This window comes from Pseudomonas sp. I8001 (assembly GCF_013385345.1).
GTDB lineage: Bacteria > Pseudomonadota > Gammaproteobacteria > Pseudomonadales > Pseudomonadaceae > Aquipseudomonas.
Map to the genome: position 1 here is coordinate 161,630 of NZ_JACAQC010000059.1, position 21,636 is coordinate 183,265.

At 62.5% G+C, this 21,636-nt stretch carries 23 protein-coding genes; 12 read left to right on the forward strand and 11 right to left on the reverse strand.

Features of this window, described 5'->3' with window-relative positions; all coding sequences use genetic code 11:
- Positions 1 to 38 precede the first annotated feature (38 nt).
- The gene (locus HX839_RS29560) at positions 39 to 1,202 is read left to right on the forward strand and encodes a GGDEF domain-containing protein (RefSeq protein WP_177068110.1); all 1,164 of its coding nucleotides are present in this window, start codon (positions 39 to 41) and stop codon (positions 1,200 to 1,202) included.
- 13 nt (positions 1,203 to 1,215) lie between these two features.
- Here HX839_RS29560 and HX839_RS29565 read toward each other — a convergent pair whose 3' ends face one another.
- Complete coding sequence (locus HX839_RS29565; protein WP_087695027.1) at positions 1,216 to 1,695, reverse strand: VOC family protein; 480 nt, start codon at positions 1,693 to 1,695, stop codon at positions 1,216 to 1,218.
- Between the two features lie 96 nt (positions 1,696 to 1,791).
- Here HX839_RS29565 and HX839_RS29570 point away from each other — a divergent pair, with 96 nt between their 5' ends.
- Together HX839_RS29570 and dapA are read left to right on the forward strand one after the other, a co-directional pair.
- Positions 1,792 to 2,760, forward strand: a complete 969-nt coding sequence (locus tag HX839_RS29570) for an alpha/beta hydrolase (protein WP_177068111.1) — start codon at positions 1,792 to 1,794, stop codon at positions 2,758 to 2,760.
- A gap of 292 nt (positions 2,761 to 3,052) precedes the next feature.
- Positions 3,053 to 3,916 carry a 4-hydroxy-tetrahydrodipicolinate synthase gene (gene dapA / locus HX839_RS29575; RefSeq protein ID WP_177068112.1) on the forward strand — a complete coding sequence of 288 codons (864 nt, stop codon included), beginning with the start codon at positions 3,053 to 3,055 and terminating at the stop codon, positions 3,914 to 3,916.
- A 148-nt stretch (positions 3,917 to 4,064) separates the two neighbouring features.
- Here dapA and HX839_RS29580 read toward each other — a convergent pair whose 3' ends face one another.
- Together HX839_RS29580 and atzF are read right to left on the reverse strand one after the other, a co-directional pair.
- The gene (locus HX839_RS29580; protein WP_177068113.1) at positions 4,065 to 4,751 is read right to left on the reverse strand and encodes a GntR family transcriptional regulator; all 687 of its coding nucleotides are present in this window, start codon (positions 4,749 to 4,751) and stop codon (positions 4,065 to 4,067) included.
- Positions 4,752 to 4,753: 2 nt separating this feature from the next.
- Positions 4,754 to 6,553, reverse strand: coding sequence for an allophanate hydrolase (atzF, locus tag HX839_RS29585; protein ID WP_177068114.1), 1,800 nt, complete (start codon positions 6,551 to 6,553; stop codon positions 4,754 to 4,756).
- A gap of 265 nt (positions 6,554 to 6,818) precedes the next feature.
- On the opposite strand from atzF, the gene HX839_RS29590 reads away from it, so the two are divergent.
- Together HX839_RS29590 and HX839_RS29595 are read left to right on the forward strand one after the other, a co-directional pair.
- Positions 6,819 to 8,195, forward strand: coding sequence for a cystathionine beta-synthase (locus tag HX839_RS29590; RefSeq protein WP_003215116.1), 1,377 nt, complete (start codon positions 6,819 to 6,821; stop codon positions 8,193 to 8,195).
- Positions 8,192 to 9,358: a cystathionine gamma-synthase gene (locus tag HX839_RS29595; RefSeq protein ID WP_008436288.1), complete on the forward strand. Its 1,167-nt coding sequence runs from the start codon at positions 8,192 to 8,194 to the stop codon at positions 9,356 to 9,358. The genes HX839_RS29590 and HX839_RS29595 overlap by 4 nt, the downstream gene beginning before the upstream one ends.
- A gap of 42 nt (positions 9,359 to 9,400) precedes the next feature.
- Here the strand turns inward: HX839_RS29595 and iolG are convergent, their stop codons facing one another.
- Complete coding sequence (gene iolG / locus HX839_RS29600) at positions 9,401 to 10,405, reverse strand: inositol 2-dehydrogenase (protein ID WP_003215113.1); 1,005 nt, start codon at positions 10,403 to 10,405, stop codon at positions 9,401 to 9,403.
- 36 nt (positions 10,406 to 10,441) lie between these two features.
- Complete coding sequence (locus HX839_RS29605) at positions 10,442 to 11,467, reverse strand: LacI family DNA-binding transcriptional regulator (protein ID WP_003215111.1); 1,026 nt, start codon at positions 11,465 to 11,467, stop codon at positions 10,442 to 10,444.
- 123 nt (positions 11,468 to 11,590) lie between these two features.
- On the opposite strand from HX839_RS29605, the gene HX839_RS29610 reads away from it, so the two are divergent.
- The 3 genes from HX839_RS29610 to HX839_RS29620 are packed head-to-tail and all read left to right on the forward strand — an operon-like array spanning position 11,591 to position 14,550.
- Positions 11,591 to 12,436: an SDR family oxidoreductase gene (locus HX839_RS29610; RefSeq protein WP_177068115.1), complete on the forward strand. Its 846-nt coding sequence runs from the start codon at positions 11,591 to 11,593 to the stop codon at positions 12,434 to 12,436.
- Positions 12,436 to 13,578, forward strand: a complete 1,143-nt coding sequence (locus tag HX839_RS29615) for a phytanoyl-CoA dioxygenase family protein (protein WP_177068116.1) — start codon at positions 12,436 to 12,438, stop codon at positions 13,576 to 13,578. The genes HX839_RS29610 and HX839_RS29615 overlap by 1 nt, the downstream gene beginning before the upstream one ends.
- 48 nt (positions 13,579 to 13,626) lie before the next feature.
- Positions 13,627 to 14,550: a sugar ABC transporter substrate-binding protein gene (locus tag HX839_RS29620; protein ID WP_008436286.1), complete on the forward strand. Its 924-nt coding sequence runs from the start codon at positions 13,627 to 13,629 to the stop codon at positions 14,548 to 14,550.
- Here the strand turns inward: HX839_RS29620 and HX839_RS29625 are convergent.
- Entirely contained in the window at positions 14,540 to 14,962 is a 423-nt protein-coding gene (locus HX839_RS29625) for an MAPEG family protein (protein WP_177068117.1), read from the reverse strand. The genes HX839_RS29620 and HX839_RS29625 overlap by 11 nt on opposite strands.
- Positions 14,962 to 15,279, reverse strand: coding sequence for a DUF2834 domain-containing protein (locus HX839_RS29630; protein ID WP_003215101.1), 318 nt, complete (start codon positions 15,277 to 15,279; stop codon positions 14,962 to 14,964). The genes HX839_RS29625 and HX839_RS29630 overlap by 1 nt, the downstream gene beginning before the upstream one ends.
- A gap of 116 nt (positions 15,280 to 15,395) precedes the next feature.
- Between HX839_RS29630 and HX839_RS29635 the strand changes: the two genes are divergently transcribed.
- The gene (locus tag HX839_RS29635; RefSeq protein WP_174717786.1) at positions 15,396 to 16,205 is read left to right on the forward strand and encodes a helix-turn-helix domain-containing protein; all 810 of its coding nucleotides are present in this window, start codon (positions 15,396 to 15,398) and stop codon (positions 16,203 to 16,205) included.
- Between the two features lie 18 nt (positions 16,206 to 16,223).
- On the opposite strand, the gene HX839_RS29640 is transcribed toward HX839_RS29635, so the two are convergent.
- The gene (locus tag HX839_RS29640; protein WP_003215097.1) at positions 16,224 to 16,640 is read right to left on the reverse strand and encodes a hypothetical protein; all 417 of its coding nucleotides are present in this window, start codon (positions 16,638 to 16,640) and stop codon (positions 16,224 to 16,226) included.
- Positions 16,641 to 16,928: 288 nt separating this feature from the next.
- Here HX839_RS29640 and HX839_RS29645 point away from each other — a divergent pair, with 288 nt between their 5' ends.
- Complete coding sequence (locus HX839_RS29645) at positions 16,929 to 17,294, forward strand: hypothetical protein (protein ID WP_003215095.1); 366 nt, start codon at positions 16,929 to 16,931, stop codon at positions 17,292 to 17,294.
- A gap of 6 nt (positions 17,295 to 17,300) precedes the next feature.
- Here HX839_RS29645 and HX839_RS29650 read toward each other — a convergent pair whose 3' ends face one another.
- Positions 17,301 to 18,023 (reverse strand): CPBP family intramembrane glutamic endopeptidase, encoded by a 723-nt coding sequence (locus tag HX839_RS29650; RefSeq protein WP_003215093.1) that lies wholly within the window; start codon positions 18,021 to 18,023, stop codon positions 17,301 to 17,303.
- Positions 18,024 to 18,029: 6 nt separating this feature from the next.
- A complete protein-coding gene (locus tag HX839_RS29655) occupies positions 18,030 to 18,500 on the reverse strand; it encodes a RidA family protein (protein ID WP_177068118.1) in 471 nt (156 codons plus the stop codon).
- 255 nt (positions 18,501 to 18,755) lie between these two features.
- Between HX839_RS29655 and HX839_RS29660 the strand changes: the two genes are divergently transcribed.
- The gene (locus tag HX839_RS29660; RefSeq protein ID WP_003215089.1) at positions 18,756 to 19,187 is read left to right on the forward strand and encodes a nuclear transport factor 2 family protein; all 432 of its coding nucleotides are present in this window, start codon (positions 18,756 to 18,758) and stop codon (positions 19,185 to 19,187) included.
- Between the two features lie 138 nt (positions 19,188 to 19,325).
- On the opposite strand, the gene HX839_RS29665 is transcribed toward HX839_RS29660, so the two are convergent.
- A complete protein-coding gene (locus HX839_RS29665) occupies positions 19,326 to 20,654 on the reverse strand; it encodes a PLP-dependent aminotransferase family protein (RefSeq protein ID WP_177068119.1) in 1,329 nt (442 codons plus the stop codon).
- A 91-nt stretch (positions 20,655 to 20,745) separates the two neighbouring features.
- On the opposite strand from HX839_RS29665, the gene HX839_RS29670 reads away from it, so the two are divergent.
- Positions 20,746 to 21,636 carry a DMT family transporter gene (locus HX839_RS29670; RefSeq protein ID WP_102369215.1) on the forward strand — a complete coding sequence of 297 codons (891 nt, stop codon included), beginning with the start codon at positions 20,746 to 20,748 and terminating at the stop codon, positions 21,634 to 21,636.

Sequence of the window (21,636 nt, forward strand, 5' to 3'; positions counted from 1 at the left end):
TCGCCGTCTCACCGCAACTCAGGCAGGCCAGTTCGCCCATGGCGCTCGACCCCATCACCATACTGGTCCTCACCATCGCCCTGGCAGGCGCCGCCGCGCTGTACCTGGCGGTCGAGTGGCGCAACGTTCGCGAACCGTCGCTGCTGTACTGGACCGCCGGTTTCGCCATCATCAGCGTGGGCAGCACCCTGGCGCTGTTGCGGGCCAGCGGCCTGCTGTTGATCGGCATCTGGTTCGCCAACGGGTTGCTGATCACCGCCCACTGGCTGTTCCTGCTGGGCGTTGCGCGTTTCACCCAGGTGCGCCTGTCTCGCGCCTGGTACCTGATGTTCGTGGCCTGGTTTGCCATGCTGCTGTTGCCGGAAGGACAGTCGTGGTCCAGGGCCATGCTGCTGGCCAACTCGCTGCTGGTTGCCCTGCCGACCCTGCGGGCCAGTTTCCTGTTACGCCCCCATGGCCGATCACTCAGCGTGGGCGCGGTGCAACTGCGCTATGTGCTGCTGGCCCACGGGCTGTTCTATCTGGCCAAGTCGCTGGTGGCGATCGTGCCGGGGACACTGATCGACCTGACAGCGTTTCGTGGCGAGATCATTCAGGTGTCGCTGGTGGAAGGCGCCATGGCGATCATGCTGATTGCATTGTCGATGACCGGCACCGAGCGCTACCGCCGTGAGGAACAGATTGCACGGTTGGCCGCCCGCGACCCGTTGACCGCGCTGTATAACCGCCGCGCCCTTGAAATGCGGGCACCGAGTCTGCTGAACGAAGTCTCGCAGGCCCGGCCAGGTGCCCTGCTGTTGATCGACATCGACAATTTCAAGCTGATCAACGACCTGTACGGCCATACCGCGGGCGACCGGCTGCTGGTGGCCCTGAGCGAGATGATTCGCGCGCAGTTGCCCGATGATTCGCTGGCGGCGCGGTTGGGTGGCGACGAGTTCGTGATCCTGCTTAATGACACCTCGAACGCGCGCATTGTCGCGCTGGGCAGCGCCCTGCGCGAACAGTTTCATCAGGCTGCCTCGCAGGCGTTCGCTACGCCCGAAGCGGTGACATTGAGCATCGGCGCCAGCCTGTTCGACACGCCGCCCGCCAGCCTCGCGGCCTTGATCGAGCAAGGCGACGCGGCGCTGTATGAATCCAAGCGTGGCGGACGCAACCGTATTCGTCTGGTGGACCGGACTGCGGTGGGCGCCGATTGACTCAATCGGTGCATCAACCTTTAAGCGCCGCTTCAATCCCCGCAATATCAATCCTGGTCATCCCCATCATCGCATCAAACGCCCGCTTGGCCGCTGCCGGGTCGGGATGGGTGATCGCCGCGCTCAGTACACGCGGGGTAATCTGCCATCTCACCCCCCATTTATCCTGGCACCAGCCGCAGACGTTTTCCTGGCCGCCATGGCTGACAATCGCGTGCCACAAGCGGTCGGTTTCCGCCTGGTCGTCGGTGGCCACCTGGAACGAAAACGCCTCGTTGTGCTGCACGCCGGAGCCTCCGTTCAGCCCCAGGCAAGGAATACCCATGACGGTGAATTCCACGGTCAACACATCGCCCTGTTTGCCCGCCGGATAATCCCCGGGGGCGTGATGGACCGCGGTCACTGCGCTGTCCGGGAAGGTCCTGGCGTAGAAGTTGGCAGCGTCCAGTGCACTGCCGTCGTACCAAAGGCACACCGTGTTTTTGCTGAGCATGAGTGTTCTCCAGCGTGGAGGTTCGGACTTGCAGTGTAGTACCGCTACCGACAAGAATGCGTTCGCGTCCTGACATGAACCCAAACGGTGCAGAGAATGAGTAATGGTGTAAGGATCGACCCGCGAATCATCCCGGTTCCGCGGTCCATCAGCCCCGAGGCCCAGGCGATGCTGCAACGCATGGTGAACGCCGATGGCGTGCCGCTGAACAGCCTGTACACCCTGCCCGCACCCGATGACTACGCTGGCTGGCGCCGCATGCAGGCCGCAGTTGCCCAACAGTACGCGGCGTCCCAGGCGGGACAGACGGCAGACCACGTTGAGACATTCACCGTGGAAGACGCCACCGTGTACCGGGCGACGCCGGCATACGGGGCCGAGTTCGCCTATATCGACCTGCACGGCGGCGCCCTGGTGTTCGGCGGCGGCGAAAACGCCCGCCTCGCCGCCGGCAAGCACGCCGACCTGCACAACCTGACCTGCTACGGCGTGGACTACCGCATGCCGCCTGACCATCCGTACCCGGCGGCACTCGATGACTGTATGGCCACCTACCGGCATGTGCTGAAGCACCACACCCCGGACAAGATCGTGATCGGCGGACGCTCGGCCGGAGGCAACCTCGCCGCTGCCATGGTGCTGCGCGCCCGCGACGAAGGCTTGCCGCTGCCGGCCGCGCTGGTATTGCTGTCACCTGAAGTGGACCTGACCGAATCGGGCGACAGCTTCCAGGTCAACCGCACCGTCGACGTGGTGTTGCCCAACCCGCTGATGAGCACCAACCTGCTGTACGCCGCTGGCGCGGATTTGTCTCACCCGTACCTGTCGCCGCTGTTCGGGGATTTCGCACCAGGCTTCCCGCCGACGTTCGTGCAAAGCGGCACCCGCGACCTGTTCCTGTCCAACGCCGTACGCCTGCACCGGGCGCTGCGCCGGGCCGAGGTACCGGTGGAACTGCACATCTTTGAAGCAATGCCCCACGGCGGTTTCATGGGCGCGCCGGAAGACGCAGAACTGTCGGCAGAGCAGGTGCGTTTCGTGCGCCACTGGTTGAACCGCGACTGATCGCCGTGAGTTGACACACCCTGTAATAATCCATAAAGATAAGCGCCTTCTTCAGGGTGTGTCCTCAATGTCTGCAACGACCTTCAACTTTTCCGTCATTGGCTTGATTGCCAAGGCGCAAGGTTGCGTTGCGCACGCCCTCAAATCGAAGAAACAGTCGCTCATGTGACCGGGGCGCGCTGTCCCGTCAGATGAGCTGACAGGACATTGAGCGCGAAGGCCCCCTCCTCTTGCTTACTTCCCTCTGCCCTTCTGACGGTGACGAAATCGGTCAACCATCAGGAGAAAGCGCATGTCATCGTTTCAAGGTATCTGGGTTCCCGTCGTTACACCGTTTCATAACGGCGTTATCGACTTCATCGGCTTGCGCCGCCTGGTCTGCCATCTGCTGGAACAAGGCGCGGCCGGGATCATGGTCTGTACCACCACCGGCGAAGCCGCAGCACTGAGCCGCCGTGAGCAGTTGGCGATGCTGGATGCCGTACTGGAACTGGTACCGCCGCAGCAGGTGGTAATGGGCCTGGCGGGGTATAACCAGATTGAGCTGCTGCAGTTCCAGAGTGAAATCCTGCAACGCGCGGTGGCCGGTTTGCTGGTACCGCCGCCGAGCTACATCCGCCCGTCCCAGGCGGGCCTTGAGGCGTTCTTCCGCACCGTGGCCGATGCGTCCAGTGTGCCGATCATTCTGTATGACATTCCCTACCGCACCGGTATCGCCTTCGAACAGGCGACGTTGCTGAACATCGTCGCCCATGAACGGATCGTCGCGATCAAGGATTGTGGCGGCAACCTGGCCAATACCCTGGCGCTGCTGGCCAGCGGGAATGTGGATGTGTTGTGTGGCGAGGATGTGCAGATATTCAACGCGCTGTGCCTGGGAGCGACCGGCGCGATTGCCGCGTCGGCGCATGTGCGTACCGCAGATTTTGTGGCGCTGCATCGACAGGTTCGCGACAACCGGTTGCTGGCGGCTCGCGAGACGTTTTTCGGGCTGCTGCCGTTGATTCACACACTGTTCGTGGAGCCCAATCCGGCACCGGTGAAGGCCGCGCTGGCGATGGAGGGTTTGATCGGCAGTGAGTTGCGGGCGCCGATGTTGGGGGCGAGTGAGACGGTGACAAATCGGTTGCAGCAAGTATTAGGCGTGCGGCAATGACCCGTGGCGAGGGAGCTTGCTCCCGCTGGGCTGCGCAGCAGCCCCAATTCAGGCACCGCGTTTTCGCCAGGTAAAATGGGGTGACCGGTTTTGGGGGCGCTTCGCACCCCAGCGGGAGCAAGCTCCCTCGCCACAGGGCACGGGCTGCTTATCCTCTCGCCACCGCCAACCGATGCAACGTGATCTTGCGCACCTCCTGCTTGCTCACCTCGATGTGAGTCTTGAGCAGTTGCTGCGCCAGATCGCTGTGCCGTGCCGAGATCGCATCGAGGATGCTTGCGTGTTCCTCATAGGTCGCTGCAATACGTGATTGCTGAGTGAAATCCAGCCGCCGAATGATGCGGATTTTCTCGGTTATCTCGTAATGCATGCGCGCCATTTCAGCGTTGCCCGTGGCCTGCACCAACCCGCAGTGGAATTCCTCATCCAGCGCGCAGACGACCTGTGCGTCATCCAGCCGGGCACTTTCGTCCACCCGCCAGATCGCCTCGAGCCCTTCAAGCCCCTGCTCCGCGATGCCACACAAGCGGCTGACGGCGGCCAACTCCAGTACGATCCGAACGTCGTAAAGCTCTTCGAAATAGTTGAAGTCGAACGGCCGCACCTGCCAGCCACTCCTGAAAAACACCTCCAGGTACCCTTCCCGCTCCAGCCGATACAGCGCCTGGCGCACCGGCGTGCGGCTGGCCTGCATGCGCTCGGCCACATCGCCTTCGCTGAAGCGATCACCCGGCAGCAGGCGAAAGCCGAAGATGTCGTCCTTCACCTGCTGGTAGACCCGTTCCGCCAGGCTGTCCGGCCGTTCGCCGGGTTTTCTCATGGTTGAGAGCTGCATGCCTAGTTCCTGCTCGCCATGTAGGCGCGCCAGCCGCCGAATTCGGTGATGTCAGTGGCGCCTGCCAGGGCCCAGGGCTCGCAGATAAAACCCTTCACGCTGCGCCCGTCCGCCAGGGTGAGGTTGCCGATGCCCAGCGGCGCAGGGATCTCGGCGACGAACTCACCAAAGCGGGCGACAGGCATGTCCCACAGCTCGACGATGATCGAGCGGCCCGAGTCATCCCTGGCCAGCCCCGGCTTGGGCGGAACCGTGCCCGGCAGTGCATGCAGGCGGTAGTTGCCCGCTGTCAGGGTTTGCTCCACCAGCACGGCGTTGCGGCTGGTCAGCTGGAAGTTCAGCGGCATCCCGGTGAGATGCGCCCCAACCACCGCCACCCGCACGCTGCCGGGCGCCTGTCGCACCGGTGCCGGTTGCGGCAGATTGCGTTGGGTAGCGCCCAGCGGAAGATCAAGGCCGGCCTGCCAACGCTTGCCCAGATGCGCCAGGGCGGCGTCGTGCCAGGCCGGCGCGATAAGGGTGATGCCGCACGGCAGGCCGTCGCTGCGCAGCCCGGCGGGCACGGCCAGTGCCGAGAGGTCGGCCAGGTTGGTGAAGTTGGTGTAGAAGCCAAACTGCGAGTTGTAGAGCACCGGCTCCACGGCCATTTCCGCCAGGGTGCGGATCGTCGGCGATGTCGGCACCAGCAAGGCGTCGAAACCGGCCAGGGTGTCGTTGATGCGGCGGCTCAGTTCGGCGCGCAGGTATTCGGCTTTATAGGCATCGCAGGCGCTGTACGTGTGGCCGTTTTCCACAATGCCACGCACCACCGGGTTGATCGCTTCGGCGTTGCTGGCGAGCATGCCTTCCAGTGCCACCGTGCGCTCCGCAACCCAGGAGCCGTAATAGAGCTGCTCGGCGAGTTGCTGAAACGGGCTGAAATCCACCGCCGTGATTTCGGCGCCGAGGGACTGGAACCTGAGCAGCGCCTGTTCAAATACGGCCTGGTTCTGCGCGTCGCCAAAAAACTCCAGGCTGGCCGGAACCGCCAGCTTGATTGTGGCGCCGACCGCTACGGGAGCAGTGTTGGGATTGACGCGTGAATAGGCGTCGCTGGCGTCGTAAGCAGCAGCGAGGCCCGCAACCGTCTCGGCATCTTCAACCGTCAGCGCAAATACCGAAATACAGTCCACGGTACGACAGGCCGGCACCAGTCCGGTGTTGGACAAGCGCCCCTTGGTCGGCTTCAACCCGACGATATTGTTGAAGCCCGCCGGCACCCGCCCGGAACCGGCGGTGTCGGTGCCCAGGGAAAACGCCACCAGCCCGCGGGCAACCACCGAGGCCGAACCCGAGCTGGAACCGCCGCTGACATAGTCCGGGTTAAAACTGTTGCCCACCGCGCCGTAGGGCGAGCGTGTACCCACCAGGCCGGTGGCGAACTGATCGAGGTTGGTCTTGCCCATCAGGATCGCCCCGGCCGCCCGCAACCGCGCCACCACCGAGGCATCCGCCGCGGCGGTATAGGCAAACTCAGGACACGCCGCCGTGGTTTCCCAACCCGCCGCATCAATATTGTCCTTGATGGCAAACGGCACGCCATACAACGGCAACTGGTCGATATCGCCGTCGACCGCCGCAAGCCGCTCGGCCAACTGCGCCAGCTGGTCACGCAATTGCTGCGGTTGCACCTGGCTGATCCAGGCATTGTCCTCGGAGGGAAACGTGCTCGCCAGGGTCAACAGGATATCGGGAGTCAGCGCCTGGCTGCGGTAGGCAGCTTGCCATTCACCCAGGGTCCAGCCGAGTTGTTCGTTGCGCATTGAGGATTCCATCTTGTATCCAAGTTTGGATTTCTTTTAGCAATCCCTGGGCCAATCAGCTGCAAGCCAATGAATACGTGAGGTTGACAGAAAACCCGCCGATGGATCGCCTCCAGCCGTGCTCCGTCATGAAGCAGCAATGCGCCAAAAAAAGACATTCTGGCGGCCGCGCGGTTGCGAGCGGCCCGATACCGGCCTATGTTCGAAACCATGTTGTAAACGCTGCTGTCCATCCCATACGCCCTTTCCGTAGCCAGGTGACGACATGCCCACCGCTTCCCGCCCCGCCGTGCTCGAACTGATTGGCAATACCCCGCTGGTGCGGGTCAGCCGCTTCGATACCGGCCCGTGCACGCTGTTCCTCAAGCTTGAATCCCAGAACCCCGGCGGCTCCATCAAGGACCGCATTGGCCTGGCCATGATCGACGCCGCCGAGCGGGATGGCCGCCTGCGCCCCGGCGGCACCATCATCGAAGCCACCGCCGGCAATACCGGCCTCGGCCTGGCCCTGGTGGGACGCGCCAAAGGCTACCGGGTGGTACTGGTGGTGCCGGACAAGATGTCCACCGAGAAAGTCTTGCACCTGAAAGCCATGGGCGCCGAGGTGCACATCACCCGCTCGGATGTCGGCAAGGGCCACCCCGAGTATTACCAGGATGTGGCGGCGCGACTGGCCAAGGACATTCCCGATTCGTTCTTCGCCGACCAGTTCAACAACCCGGCCAACCCCCTGGCCCATGAGACCAGCACCGCCCCGGAAATCTGGGCCCAGACCCAACATGACCTGGATGCCATCGTGGTTGGCGTTGGCTCGGCCGGCACCCTCACCGGCCTGACGCGCTTCTTCAAGCGCGTGCAACCTGACCTGGCCATGGTGCTGGCCGACCCGGTGGGCTCGGTAATGGCCGAATACAGCCGCAGCGGCACCATGACCGAACCCGGCTCGTGGGCCGTGGAAGGTATCGGCGAAGACTTCATCCCCTCCATCGCCGACCTCTCCAGCGTGCGCCACGCCTATTCCATCAGCGACGAAGAAAGCTTCGACCACGCCCGCCAACTGCTGCGGGCCGAAGGCATTCTCGGTGGCTCCTCCACCGGCACCCTGCTGGCCGCCGCCCTGCGTTATTGCCGCGAACAGACCGAGCCCAAGCGCGTGGTCACCTTCGTCTGCGACACCGGCACGCGCTACCTGTCGAAGGTCTACAACGACCAATGGATGAACGACGCCGGCCTGCTGCAATACAAACACTACGGCGACCTGCGCGACCTGATCGCCCGTCGTTTCGAGGACGGCCGGGTGATCAGCGTCGGCCCCGACGACAGCCTGCTCACCGCCTTCCAGCGCATGCGCCTGGCCGACGTCTCACAGCTGCCGGTGCTGGTGGACGGCAAGCAACTGGTGGGGGTGCTCGACGAGTCGGATGTATTGCTCGGCCTGCATCAGAACGCCGCGCACTTTTCCATGACCGTGGGCAGCGCCATGACCAACGCCCTTCACACCCTCGCACCCAGCGCCAGCCTTGCGCAATTGCAGGCCGAGCTGGATCGCGGGCTGGTGGCAATCATTGCCGACGCCTCGGGCTTTCACGGCCTGATCACCCGCGTCGACCTGCTCAATCACCTACGGAGATCCCTTGCATGACCCAGCACGATAAAAGCGCCTTCGCCACCCGCGTGATCCATGCCGGGCAATCCCCGGACCCGACCACCGGGGCGCTGATGCCGCCGATCTACGCCAACTCCACCTACCTGCAAGACAGCCCCGGCGTTCACAAGGGCTTCGACTACGGGCGCTCCCACAACCCGACGCGCTTTGCCCTGGAACGCTGCGTGGCCGACCTGGAAGGCGGCACCCAGGCGTTCGCGTTCGCCTCCGGGCTGGCGGCGATTTCCACCGTGCTGGAACTGCTCGACGCCGGTTCCCACGTGGTTTCCGGCAATGACTTGTACGGCGGCACCTTCCGCCTGTTCGACAAAGTGCGCCAGCGCAGCGCCGGGCATCGCTTCAGCTTCGTCGACCTGACCGACCTGTCGGCCTTCGAAGCCGCGCTGCAGGACGACACGCGGATGGTCTGGGTCGAAACCCCGAGCAACCCGCTGCTGAGCCTGACCGATCTCAGTGCCATCTCCCGCATCTGCAAGGCCCGGGGCATCATCTGCGTGGCCGACAACACCTTCGCCAGCCCGTGGATCCAGCGCCCGCTGGAGCTGGGTTTCGACATCGTGGTGCACTCCACCACCAAGTACCTCAACGGCCACTCCGATGTGATCGGCGGCATTGCGGTGGTCGGCCAGAATCCTGAACTGGCCGAGCGCCTGGGCTTCCTGCAAAACTCCGTGGGCGCGATTGCCGGGCCGTTTGACGCGTTCCTGACCCTGCGCGGCGTGAAGACATTGGCGCTGCGCATGGAGCGCCATTGCAGCAACGCGCTGGAACTGGCGACATGGCTGGAGCAACAGCCGCAGGTGGCACGGGTTTACTACCCCGGCCTGGCATCGCATCCGCAGCATGAGCTGGCACGCCGGCAGATGCGCGGGTTTGGCGGGATGATCTCGGTGGACCTGAAAAGTGACCTGGCGGGTGCGACACGCTTCCTGGAAAACGTGAAGATCTTTGCGTTGGCTGAAAGCCTGGGGGGCGTTGAAAGTTTGATCGAACACCCGGCGATCATGACCCATGCGAGCATTCCGGCAGCGACGCGGGCGCAGTTGGGGATTGGTGACGGGTTGGTGCGGTTGTCGGTGGGGGTTGAGGACGTGGAAGACTTGCGGGCGGATCTGGCGCAGGCGTTGGCAAAAATCTAACGCGCAATCTGCCGGAGCGAGCATGCCCGCTCCGGCAACACCTTAAATAGCGTAATTGACCTCAACCATTCGCCCGGTCTTGATGGACTCCAGCGCACAGTCCGCCAAGTGCAACGCATACAGCCCATCGCGCATGTTGGTGGGCAGCGCGCGCCCCGCGCTCAGTGCCTGGATAAACTGGCCCAACTCATTGCGGTAGGCATCCGCATAACGCTCCAGGAAGAAATGCTGCAACGGCTCCAACGCCTCGGTGTGCTCGTGGTTCCAATGGCGCAAGGTGCTGGGTCGATGGTTATCCGTGAGCAGCACCCCCTTGGCCCCGGATACCTCAAGTCGCTGGTCATACCCGTAGACCGCCTCCCGACAGCAGTTGATATGGCACTGTTTCCCGGATGCGGTGCGCAGCAGCACCATCACGCTGTCGAAGTCGTCAATCTGCGCCAGGCTCGGATCTACCAGCCGGCTGGCTATCGCGCCGACTTCAATGGGCTCTTCACCCAGCAGGTGCCGCGCCATGTCGAAGTCATGAATGGTCATGTCCCGCAGGATGCCGCCGGAATGTGCCAGGTAATCCCGTGGCGCCAACCCCGGGTCGCGGCTGGTGATGATCACCTGCCGCACAGCACCAATTTGCCCCGCGTCGATGGCCTGGCGCAGGCGCAGCGTGTCGGGATCGAAGCGGCGGTTGAAGCCCAGCATGACTTTGCCGCCCTCGCGCTCCACAGCTTGCGCCGCCGCCCGCGCCTTGGCGAAATTCAGGTCAATGGGCTTCTCGCACAGCACGGCCTTGCCCTGGGACACGGCCGCCAGCAGCAAATCGATATGAGTGTCGGTGGGTGTGCCAATCACCACCGCGTCGATATCGTCCCGACTTAGCACTGCTGCGCAGTCATAGGCCGCCTCGCAACCCAGCTGCGCAGCCAAGCCATCGACGCCCTCCCGCCAGGGGTCGGCGACCACCACCAGAGTGGCATCAGGATGGGCCGCGACATTGGCCGCGTGAATGTTGGCGATGCGCCCTGCACCAAGGACAGCGATACGTAGCATGGTCGAACTCCTGGGATTGTTATTGGGTGTGGAGATTCAGTCCGGCAGGTTGAACGGTGTGACGATCTGTACCTGTGACGGCGCAATCGGCCCAGCCTTCCACAGCCGATGAAATTGCAGGATGTGCAGAAACACATGGCGCGCATCGATCTGCAGGTTGTGATCGATAATCGCGGCGACTTTTTCTTCAGCCAACAGCTGGCGATTCTCTTCGTCGAGGTCGTGAGCAATAAACACGTCCAACGGGCGATCCAGAGCCGCAAAGGCGTCGACAATTGCCCGGTTGCCACCGCCGACGCTGTACACCGCCTTCAGTTCGGGATGCTGCTTCAACGCATCGGTGACCCGGGCAAACGTTCGGTCATACACGCCGTACCCACCGCTGATATCCAGTACCCGCAGGTGCGTCGCACGGCCGCGCAGCCACATGCGAAAACCCATTTCGCGTTCTTCCTCGCCCCGGAACAATTCACTGCCAATCACCACCGCCACTTCCTGGGGTTGGGGTGACAGCCAGCGGGACAGAAGGTACGCGGCGGTTTGTCCGGCGGTGCGGTTATCCATGCCTACGTAGCCGATGCGCTCGCTGTGGGGCAGATCGGTGACTAGGGTCACCACCGGAATACCTGCGGCCGCCAGGTGCTTGACCGCCAGATTCACCGCCGGCTCGTCCGCGGCCTTGAGCACCACACCCTGGCTGCCGGTCTCGAGGCAGCGCAGCAATTGGTCGTGCATCGCCTGAGGCTCGATCTCTTCGAACACATGAAACCGCGGGGCGATACGAAACGGTGCCAGGCTGCCCAGTTGGGCGGTGATGGCGGCCTGCACCGCCGCACTGAAGCGCTTGGGCGTGTGCATGATCACATCGACATGAAAGGTACGGCCTACTGCCAGGCCATTTTTTTCCTGGGATTCCAGCTCATCCAGAGCCTGTTCGATACGCCGCCGGGTTTGGGCGTGCACGCTGCCGCGCTCATGCAAGACGCGATCGACTGTCGCCTTGCTGACGCCCGCCTGGGTGGCCAGTTGCTTGATGGAAAAGTGTTTAGCGCGTTCGAGCATGCTGTTGAACCTGAGGTCTTTTTGAGGTCTTTTTGAGACTCATTGAGGTGACCGCAATGCTAGTCTCAGTTTTGCCCGGCGTCGAGCCCGGCCTTCAAAACAACAAAAACCCAGGAGACCCCGATGCCTTCAACCGACCTCAGCCATACCTTCAAAGGCCAATACTTTGTCGTCACCGGCAGCACCCAGGGGTTGGGTGCTGCCGTCGCCCATACCCTGGCGCGGCGCGGTGCTGCCGGCCTGATCATCTGCGGACGCCGCCCGGACCTGGGCCAGGAGCAAGTACGGCAGTTGGCAGCGCTCGATTGCCGCGCGGTGTTTGTCCAGGCGGACCTGGAACAGATCGGCGACTGCCGCGCCGTGATCGAGGCGGCCCGTGCCCACTTCGGCACCCTCCACGGGCTGATCAACTGCGCCGGGATGTCGGATCGCGGCACCATTCTCGACACCTCCCCCGAACTGTTTGACCGACTGTTTGCGGTCAATGTGAGGGCGCCGTTTTTCCTGATGCAGGAAGCCTTGAAGCTGATGATCAGCCAGAGGGTTGAAGGTGCAGTGGTCAATATCCAGAGTGTCACCGGCCACGGCGGGCAATCGTTCTTGAGTGCCTACGCGGCGTCCAAGGGCGCTCTCGCGATTCTGACCAAAAACGTGGCGTTCAGCGCCCTGCGCAACCGGATTCGGGTCAACGGCTTGAACATCGGCTGGATGGACACACCTCACGAGGATGAAATCCAGCGGCACTACCACGGTGCCGGGGATGCCTGGTTGGAAGCCGCCGAAGCCGCACAGCCCTTCGGCCGCCTGCTCAAACCTGAAGAGGTGGCCCGGAGCGTGGCATTTCTATTGTCACGCGAGTCGGGAATGATGACCGGCACGGTGATCGACCTGGAGCAAGGCGTCATCGGCTGTGGCGACGGCGGCACCCCACGCCCCGATCAGGCCTTGAGCCTGGTGGAGGGTGCGTGATGCCTGCCTTTGTCAGCGCCGATGCGGTGCAACTGGAAGATTTTCACTCGATCTGTGCCCAGCACGCTGCTGCCGAGGACTACCCGCACTGCGCCGAAGTGTGCAGCAACATCCCGATCTATCAGGCCCAGGCACTGCGCAACGGCGATCGTCACGCCGTGCTGGACGAACTGCATCGCCTGTTCAGCCAGGGGCCGGGAGTGATGGTGGTGCGCCAGGGCTACGCCGACCTGGACGTGGTCGACCGTCACAGCCAGGTATTCGAAGCGATCTTTGCCCAAGAGGCTGCGCAAGGTGTGGCCGCCGACCACTTCGCCAAGGCCGGCAGTAACGGACGTATCTGGAACTCATTACAGAAGGCCGCACTGCAGTCGCCGGCATCCTTTGTCGAATATTACGCCAACCCACTGCTGGGGTTGATCGCACAAGCCTGGCTCGGTCCGGGCTACCAAGTCACGGCCCAGGTCAACGTGGTGCACCCCGGTGGCCAAGCCCAGCAACCGCACCGTGATTATCACCTCGGGTTCCAGACCATCGACGTGGTGGAGCGCTTTCCGTTGCCCCTGCACACGCTGTCCCAATACCTCACGCTGCAAGGGGCCGTGGCCCACAGCGACATGCCCCTGGAAACCGGCCCGACCCAACTGCTGCCGTTTTCCCAGCAATACCCACTGGGCTACCTGGCCTGGAGGCGCACTGAATTCATCGAGTACTTCCAGCAGCATGCCGTGCAATTGCCGCTGAACAAAGGTGACCTGCTGTTCTTCAACCCGGCCCTGTTTCACGCCGCTGGCACCAATCGCACACCGGACCGCCAGCGCATGGCCAACCTGCTGCAAATCTCCTCGGCGTTCGGCAAAACGATGGAGGCTGTGGACCGCGACCGGATGATGCTGGCGCTGTACCCCTGCCTGTTGGAGCGCCTGGCGGACAACGTCATGGATGGCGAGGCGCTGCACGCGGTGATCGCCTGCACCGCCGATGGCTATTCCTTTCCCACCAACCTGGATACCGACCCACCCTTACAGGGCCTGGCTCCGCAAACCGGGCAGCAACTGATGTTGCAGGCACTGAACGAACGCTGGCCCTGCGAGACCTTTGCCGAACGCGTTGCGCAACTACACGCCAAACGCCAAGGCTGAGGAATGTTTTCAACGTCTTTCAAAACAACAAAAAAACGGACTGACACCATGAAAAAACAGCTGCTGACCTTGCTCCTGACCCTCATCGTTACCCCGCTCGCCCTCGCCGAGACACGCATCGGCGTCAGCATCGCCCAGGTGGACGACGTGTTCCTCGCCCAGATGCGTGACTACATGGCGGCCCACGCCAGGGACCTCACCGACGTGACCCTGCAATTCGAAGACGCCCAAGGCGATGTGGTGCGCCAACTGAACCAGGTGCAGAGCTTTTCTGCCCAAGGCATGGACGCGATTATCGTCAACGCGGTCGACACCGCCGCTACCCAGAAAATGACTGTGAATGCCCAGCAGGCGGGTATCCCGCTGGTGTACGTCAACCGTCGCCCGGACATCCCCGGCTTACCGGCCGGGGTGGGTTATGTCGGCTCGGACGAGATCAAAGCGGGCGAGATTCAGATGCGCTACCTCGCGGAAAAAATGAACGGCAAGGGCAACCTCGCAATCATGCTCGGCTTGCTCTCCAACAACGCCACCCACAACCGCACACAGGGCGTGAAAAACGTACTGAAGGATTACCCCAACATCCATATCGTCGAAGAACAAAGCGCCGACTGGCAGCGCAGCAAGGCCATGGACCTGATGAACAACTGGATCGTCTCGGGCAAGAAAATCGACGCCGTGGCGGCCAATGCCGATGAAATGGCTATCGGTGCCGCGATGGCGATTACCCAGGCCGGCATGCACCCTGGCAAGGACATCCTGGTGGGCGGCAGCGACGGCGGACCCGCCGGCCTGGATGCGATCAAAAAAGATCTATTGGTAGTCACGGCCTATCAGGACAACAAGGGCCAGGCCGTCGGCTCGATTGACCTGGCGCTGAAGATGATCAGGAAGCAGCCCTACACGGCGGAGCTGACCATTCCCTATCAACAGATCACCAAGGACAACTATCAGGCCTTTCTCACCCCTTGATTGTTATCAGCCCAGCGCCAAGCAGACCGGCCAGCCCCGACAAACAGAGCACTCCCACTCCATAAGCGAGGGTGCGCCAGGGCTGGCGGCCGCTCAGATACATCACCGTATGCATCACACGGGCAGCGGTGAACAGACAGAACAACCCCACGGTAGCGGTGCCTGGCGTTTCCATCGCCAGGCACAGGCCACCCAAAATGAAGAACAACGGAATATTTTCCAGATCATTGGCCCAAGCCTTTTCGGCCCGGGAGACTTGCGGTAACTCCTGGGGATTCGCATCGCGATGGAAGAAAGCTGCATCCTCGTGGTTAGTGAATGCACGGAATCTGAGTCGAAAGAAACCCTGGTAACAGGAGATCGCCAGCATCTTCAAGAACAGCACCAGTACGCACAACGCATAAACCTCCATCACCGGCCCCCTGAAGGTTCGCGGAACCCGTTGACCACGATATACAGCAGCGGACCGATGGATACGAAAACCGCCGTTACCAGTAAATAGGGCAACACCGACGCCAGGGATTTGCCCCTGGCCCGCGCATCCCGGTACATCCATACGCCCGCCAAGGCCGCCATCAGATACAAGTCAATCACCACCTGGGCAGTATCCGGCCTCGATATCAATTCACGTCCGAACGCCATGAGCGATTGTTCGGCGATCAGCATCGTGATCAATGTGTACAGGGCAAAAGCCAACAGCCCGGCCAGGGCAATCCAGGGTCTGCGCATGTTCTCCTCCTTGGAGACAACGGTTCGGGAAGCTGCACATTAGTGATAACGTCGTTCCCCTCTCAATGACCTCGAAGGTCATCGACACCACCGACCCGCACGGCCAGAGTCAACCCATGAGCAGCCAACCTTTCCCCCGCGCCAACCCCGACACTACCGCCGGCACGCAACTGCGCGTGCTGCGTCGGCACGCCAGATTGAGCCAGCTGGAACTGGCGCTGATCACCGGGGTTTCCCAACGCCACCTGAGCTGCATCGAGACCGGGCGCGCCAAGCCGAGCCCGGGCACCTTGCATAATTTGCTGATGGCGCTGGAGGTTCCGCTGGAGCAATGCAACAGCGTGTTCCTCGCTGCCGGCTTCGCCCCGCGCTATGAGGCAACCCCGCTCTCCTCGCCCTCCATGGAGGCTATTCGCGAGGCAATCAGCCATGTGCTCCACGCGAACAATCCTGCACCGGCGATCGTGCTGGGCAGCCACTGGGAAGTGCTCGCCGCCAACGCCAGTACCCAGGTGCTGTTCGAGCTGGTGGGGATCAAACCGGAGGCGGCTGATGGGCTGAATTTGCTGGTCACCCTGCTACAGCCTGGCGGCCTGGGTGATCATTTGATCAACGCTGACGAAATCCGCACCATCGCCTGGCAACGGGCGACGCGCGAGGCGTTGGGCAACTCCGAACTTGCCAGGCTTCTGGACAGCCTGCCGGCCCCGCAAAGTACCGAAGCCTTGGTCAATGAACCGCCGCCACTGGTGCTGACACGCGTCAACTCCCGTGAAGGTGAGCTGAACTTCATGTCGACCTTCACCACCTTCGGCATGCCTCAGGACATCACGGTAACGTCGTTGCGCATCGAGCATTTGATTCCGGCGGATGCGCAGACGTGGCAGGTGATGACCGCGGCGTATGAGCGGTCATTGGTGAGGTAGAAAGCCGCGGCGGGGCCATTAGTTATTTGTCGTATTTTGCCCGCCATAGCTATTGGCGCGGCTCTTGGAGGAGGAGCCGTTGCTGTATTGGGTGTCTTGCCCGCCGTAGCTATTGGAGCGGCTCTTGGCTGAGGTGCCGTCGCTGTATTGAGTGTCTTGCCCACCATAGCTGTTGGAACGGGTCTTGGCCGAGGTGCCGTCACCGTATTGGATATCCTGCCCGCCATAACTATTGGAGCGGCTCTTGGAGGAAGTACCATCGCTGTATTGGGTGTCTTGCCCACCGTAGCTATTGGCGCGACTCTTGGAAGAGGTGCCATTGTCGTATTCGCAATCGGACCCACCATAACTGTTCGCCCTGCACGTCTCGGCAACCGCTTGGTAAAGCGGCGCAGCCAACAAAACCGTGCCCAGCAAAACGACCTTAAGCTTCATGTTAATTCCTTGTAGAGGTGGCGATACGCTATTACAGACTGGAGATTCTGAACTTAGTTTCCAACGTTCTGAAATGCGCTCGCGCGAGCCGACGTGGCAACCCTTTGCCAGCCCCGGCAACTCCTGGCCTGCGCCCTGCCCCGGCAATACCACCCAGCCCGCGCCGCACAAGGCATGCAGCACATGGCCCGGGTTTTGCTCTGTTGCTGCTACCAATAAGGGAGCGGCACCATGATAGGAAGCACGACAAGTCTGTTAGCGCTGGGACAGAAGACTTTTACACAATCCATGGAAAACGGCACCCTGCGGGCCGGGAGGATTGAAGTCACCAACGCCACGCCCGAGATCAAGACCAAGCTGGAAGCCAGCTATCAGGAGCAAGTGCGCTCGACCGCGCAAACCGTTGCCACCGCCAGGGCCAACCCTTCATGGGCGACCTTCGACGATAAAGGCAACGCCGTCGAACTGCCCGATGTTCAGTCACTCAGCAAAAGCGACGCCACCCATGTGGCCAACGGTCTTCAGTACCTGCTCGATATCGGGCGCCTGGACGGCAAGACTGTCACCGCGAAAAATGGCGACCAGTCGACCGATAACATCGCGGTCTACAAAGACTGGCTCCAGGCCCACATCGGCGTTGATGTACAGGCCTGAGACGGTTCACACCATCGGCACGGCAATCAGCAAGATCGCCGTGCCATGGGTGGCCGTCGCCGCCACCACACCGTAGCGCATCCGCACCAGCCCGCAGGCCACGCCTTCAATCAGGGTAAAGGCCAACACTGGCCAGCCCAGTTGCGTCACGCTCAACGCCAGAAATGAATGGCACGCGGCGAACGCCAACCCGCTGAGCAACGCCGCGCGCAGCGGCGTAACGTGCTGTTCGAGATAGCCCTGCAGGAAGCCGCGAAACAATACCTCTTCCAGCGCATTGGCGCAGTAGGCAAGCACCAGCATGCCCATCAGCCAGGCCCAGTAAACCGGCTCAATGCCTTGATACAGCCGCAATGGCAGGCCGATCAGACACCCGGCCCCGAGTCCCACCGCCAGGCCCGCCCAACGATTGCCCTTGAACAGCACCGTCAGTTGCCACAACTCCGGTGCCAGGCGCGCGAGCAGGGCAATCAGCCCAAGGGATAACCCGCCCAGCGCGGCCAGCACCCACGGGTTGGCCGTGAACTCGATCTGCACCTCGCGGCTCAGCGACCACATGCCCAGCGGCGTCATCGCATCGCGCATCAGCACGAAGGCCAGCAGCAGGATAACGATGCGCAAGCCCGGCAATGTTTTTGGCGTGAGACCGAACCACAGGCCAAACAGGATCAGTCCTGGGAGCAGGTAGATTCCATAATGGACCAGTACCGCAAACGCCTCGGCGATCACCCGGTTTCAGTCCCGTGCCACGGCGATCATGTCGATTTCCACGGCCGCGCCCTTGGGCAATTGCAGCACGCCCACCGAGGTGCGCGTATGGGATCCTGCGGCCCCCAGGATCTCGTTCAACAGGTCCGACGCACCGTTGGCCACTTCGCTTTGCAGGTCGAAGTCATCCGCGCTGCGCACGTACACGTTGATCTTGAGGATCGCCTTGACCTTGTCCAGCGAACCCAGTGCCTGCTTGAGCAACCCCAGGCAACGCAGTGCGCTGACGCCCGCGGCAATCTGTGCGTCGGCCAGGCTGAGGCTTTCGCCGACCTTGCCGGGCAACACGATGGCGTCACCCACCCGCGGAATCTGGCCGCTGATGTAGACGTGATTGCCGTCCCTCAGCAGCGGCGTGTAGTTGCCGCCGATCTTGAACTCGTTGAGTTGATAACCCAGGCGCACCATGGCCGCCGCATACTTTTGATCCGGTGTCATTTTTTTGTTTTCCTCAGTCGTTGCGAATCCACGCCATGAAGTCGCCGGCCACAGCATAGCTATGTGCCATTTCCACGGGAAGTGCCGACCGCTATTTCGCAAGTGATACGACAACCAATACTGGCAAACAGCGCTTATCTTCTAGCCAAGAACAAATTTCACTTTCCTTGATCCCGGTAAATACGGCATGGTTGTACGACGACTTAAAAACACAATCCGAGTCGTCCCGGTACCCACAACAACAAGGAAACACCCATGCAAAACGTCAAGGTTCTGATTGGTTTTCTGTGCCTGTTCAGCGGCTACGCGGCCGCCGCGCCCGCCGCAAGTGACAAGGATGTAGCCGCTGCGGTCGATCATCTGACCCAGGCCATGTTGCACAAGGACATCCCGCAACTGCAGGCCCTCACCGCGAACAACCTCACCTACGGCCACTCCAGCGGCAAGGTCCAGAACAAGCAGGAATTTATCGCTGACATTGAAACCGGCAGAAGTGGTTTCAAGACCCTGGAAATGCAGAAACAGACCATCACCCTCAATGGCGACACCGCCCTGGTGCGCAACCACTTTTCCGCACAGGCGGTGAACAGTGGCGTCGAGGTGCCCACCGAAATTGAAAACTTCCAGGTCTGGCAGAAGCAGAAAGGCAAATGGCTGCTGATCGGGCGCCAGGCCTACAAGTTCTGAGTCCCGCCTGGATCGTTCCCACGCTCTGCGTGGGAATGCATCCGGTGACGCTCTGCGTCACTATCGCGCAAATCTACAGCGGGACGCGGAGCGTCCAAGGCGGCGTTCCCACGCAGAGCGTGGGAACGATCCGGCCCCCTAGCACGCCTCCACCGCCCAGCGCACTTTCACCAACGCCTCGCGCAGCACCTCCCGGTCCACCGACCCCAGCGCCACTCGCAAGGCATGGGGCACGTGGGCCGAAACGGCAAACGGCTCGGCGGTGGACACCGAGATATTCTCCCGGGCCAGCGCCATGGTGATCTGGTCGGCGCGGGCATCCTCCGGCAACGGCAACCACAAGAAATACGAAGACGGATGGCGGATCACAGTGAGCCCCGCCAACACCTCATCGGCCACCGCCTGGCGCGCCTGGGCGTCTTCACGCTTTTGCGCTTCCAGTTGCAGCACCGTGCCGTCATCGATCCACGCGACGGCGACGGCGGTCATCACCCCCGGCGTGTTCCAGGTGGTGGCCATGACCGTACGTTCCAGCGCCGCCATCCACGGCAACGGCGCAGCCACGTAACCCACCCGCAGGCCGGTGGCGACGCTCTTGGACAGCCCCGACACGTAAACCGTGCGTTCCGGCGCCAGTTCGGCCACGGGCGGTGGCGCGTCCTCGGCTAAAAACGCGTAGGCAGCATCCTCGATCAGGATCAGGTCATGCCGACGGGCAATCGCCACCAGGTGCTCGCGCTGCGCCATGCTCATCACCCAGCCCAACGGGTTATGCAGGGTCGGCATGCTGTACACGGCGCGTACCGGGCGCCGGGCGCAGAGTTGTTCAAGAAAGGCCAAGTCAGGGCCCGTCGCGGTCACCGGGGTCGCGACGATTTCCAGGTGCAGCGTCTCGGCCAGCACCTTGAACCCGGAATAGGTCAGCGCATCCACCGCCACCACATCGCCGGGCTTGAGCAGCGACATCATGGTCACCGCCAGCCCATGCTGGGCACCGCTGACGATCAGCACCTGCTCGGCCTGCACCGTCAACCCACGACTCAGCAGATGACGCGCCACCGCTGCCCGCTCATGCAGCCGACCGGCGTGAGGCTGATAGCGCAGCAGCGCCGCCAGGTCGCCGGACAACGCCAACTGGCGCAATGCGGTGCGCAGCAGGTCGGTCTGGCCCGGCAGCGACGGGTAGTTGAAGTTGAGATCGATCATTCCCGCCGCCACCGCGATCTGGCCGACGCCCTGCCCTGGCGACAACGCGATTTCCCGCACAAAGGTTCCGCGCCCGGTTTCACCACTGACCAGGCCCATAGCCTCAAGCTCGGTGTACACCCGGCTGGCGGTGACCAGCGCCAGGCCATGGCTGGCGGCCAACTGGCGGTGCGTCGGCAACCGGGTGCCCGCCGCCAGCGCGCCCGAACGGATATCCCTGGCGAAGGTGTCCACCAATGTCTTGTAGCGGGCGCGGGGCATAGGCGATGTATCCATGACAATTTTTTGATTGTCTTGATAGTGAATCATAGGATGCGCAGGACGCAACTTATCCCTACCGAGCCCTACACCCATGGAACGAACCACCCACCTCAACACCCGGGAAAACAACGCCAGCGGCTGGATCAACGGTTTGATCGGCGTGGTGATCTTCAGCGGCTCGCTGCCGGCCACGCGCCTGGCGGTGCTGGAGTTCGATCCGGTGTTCCTGACCGTCGCACGCGCCACCATCGCCGCCCTGCTGGGCCTGTGCCTGCTGTGGCTGTTCAAGGAAAAAACCCCGGCCCGCAGTCAGTTGCTGCCCCTGGCAATCGTCGCGCTGGGCGTGGTGATCGGCTTTCCTTTGCTCACCGCACTGGCCTTGCAGTACGTCACCAGTGCCCATTCCATCGTATTTGTCGGCCTGTTGCCGTTAGCCACTGCGGTCTTCGGCGTATGGCGCGGCGGCGAGCGGCCCAAGTTGGTGTTCTGGCTGTTTTCGATCCTGGGCAGCCTGCTGGTGGTGGGCTACGCGGTTGCCCAAGGCCTGAGCGCCGCGCCCGCCGGGGATTTGCTGATGCTGTTGGCAATCCTGGTGTGCGGCCTCGGTTATGCCGAAGGGGCCAGGCTCTCACGCACCCTGGGTGGCTGGCAGGTGATCTGCTGGGCGCTGGTGATCTCGCTGCCGATTGTGGCCCCGCTGACGGCGATCCTCGCCCCGGGCACTTTCGTGAGCATCAGCCTGCCGGCCTGGCTGAGCCTGGCCTATGTGTCGCTGTTCAGCATGCTGATCGGGTTTGTGTTCTGGTACCGCGGGCTGGCCCAGGGCGGCATTGCCGCCGTCGGGCAATTGCAGTTGCTGCAACCGTTTTTCGGCCTGGCACTGGCGGCCACGCTGCTGCATGAGCAGGTGAGCCTGGGCATGCTGGGGGTGACCGTCGCGGTGATTGCGTGCGTGGCGGGGGCCAAGAAGTTCGCCCGCTAG

What these genes read in the sequence shown, in the direction of transcription:
- HX839_RS29595 (WP_008436288.1), top strand. Translation starts at nt 8,192, where the DNA reads ATGACCCAGCACGATAAAAGCGCCTTCGCCACCCGCGTGATCCATGCC.
- HX839_RS29570 (WP_177068111.1), top strand. Translation starts at nt 1,792, where the DNA reads ATGAGTAATGGTGTAAGGATCGACCCGCGAATCATCCCGGTTCCGCGG.
- HX839_RS29630 (WP_003215101.1), bottom strand. Translation starts at nt 15,279, where the DNA reads ATGCGCAGACCCTGGATTGCCCTGGCCGGGCTGTTGGCTTTTGCCCTG.
- dapA (WP_177068112.1), top strand. Translation starts at nt 3,053, where the DNA reads ATGTCATCGTTTCAAGGTATCTGGGTTCCCGTCGTTACACCGTTTCAT.
- HX839_RS29560 (WP_177068110.1), top strand. Translation starts at nt 39, where the DNA reads ATGGCGCTCGACCCCATCACCATACTGGTCCTCACCATCGCCCTGGCA.
- HX839_RS29610 (WP_177068115.1), top strand. Translation starts at nt 11,591, where the DNA reads ATGCCTTCAACCGACCTCAGCCATACCTTCAAAGGCCAATACTTTGTC.
- HX839_RS29655 (WP_177068118.1), bottom strand. Translation starts at nt 18,500, where the DNA reads ATGACACCGGATCAAAAGTATGCGGCGGCCATGGTGCGCCTGGGTTAT.
- HX839_RS29665 (WP_177068119.1), bottom strand. Translation starts at nt 20,654, where the DNA reads ATGCCCCGCGCCCGCTACAAGACATTGGTGGACACCTTCGCCAGGGAT.
- HX839_RS29645 (WP_003215095.1), top strand. Translation starts at nt 16,929, where the DNA reads ATGGAAAACGGCACCCTGCGGGCCGGGAGGATTGAAGTCACCAACGCC.
- HX839_RS29660 (WP_003215089.1), top strand. Translation starts at nt 18,756, where the DNA reads ATGCAAAACGTCAAGGTTCTGATTGGTTTTCTGTGCCTGTTCAGCGGC.
- iolG (WP_003215113.1), bottom strand. Translation starts at nt 10,405, where the DNA reads ATGCTACGTATCGCTGTCCTTGGTGCAGGGCGCATCGCCAACATTCAC.
- HX839_RS29670 (WP_102369215.1), top strand. Translation starts at nt 20,746, where the DNA reads ATGGAACGAACCACCCACCTCAACACCCGGGAAAACAACGCCAGCGGC.
- HX839_RS29605 (WP_003215111.1), bottom strand. Translation starts at nt 11,467, where the DNA reads ATGCTCGAACGCGCTAAACACTTTTCCATCAAGCAACTGGCCACCCAG.
- atzF (WP_177068114.1), bottom strand. Translation starts at nt 6,553, where the DNA reads ATGCGCAACGAACAACTCGGCTGGACCCTGGGTGAATGGCAAGCTGCC.
- HX839_RS29635 (WP_174717786.1), top strand. Translation starts at nt 15,396, where the DNA reads ATGAGCAGCCAACCTTTCCCCCGCGCCAACCCCGACACTACCGCCGGC.
- HX839_RS29615 (WP_177068116.1), top strand. Translation starts at nt 12,436, where the DNA reads ATGCCTGCCTTTGTCAGCGCCGATGCGGTGCAACTGGAAGATTTTCAC.
- HX839_RS29565 (WP_087695027.1), bottom strand. Translation starts at nt 1,695, where the DNA reads ATGCTCAGCAAAAACACGGTGTGCCTTTGGTACGACGGCAGTGCACTG.
- HX839_RS29620 (WP_008436286.1), top strand. Translation starts at nt 13,627, where the DNA reads ATGAAAAAACAGCTGCTGACCTTGCTCCTGACCCTCATCGTTACCCCG.
- HX839_RS29590 (WP_003215116.1), top strand. Translation starts at nt 6,819, where the DNA reads ATGCCCACCGCTTCCCGCCCCGCCGTGCTCGAACTGATTGGCAATACC.
- HX839_RS29580 (WP_177068113.1), bottom strand. Translation starts at nt 4,751, where the DNA reads ATGCAGCTCTCAACCATGAGAAAACCCGGCGAACGGCCGGACAGCCTG.
- HX839_RS29625 (WP_177068117.1), bottom strand. Translation starts at nt 14,962, where the DNA reads ATGGAGGTTTATGCGTTGTGCGTACTGGTGCTGTTCTTGAAGATGCTG.
- HX839_RS29640 (WP_003215097.1), bottom strand. Translation starts at nt 16,640, where the DNA reads ATGAAGCTTAAGGTCGTTTTGCTGGGCACGGTTTTGTTGGCTGCGCCG.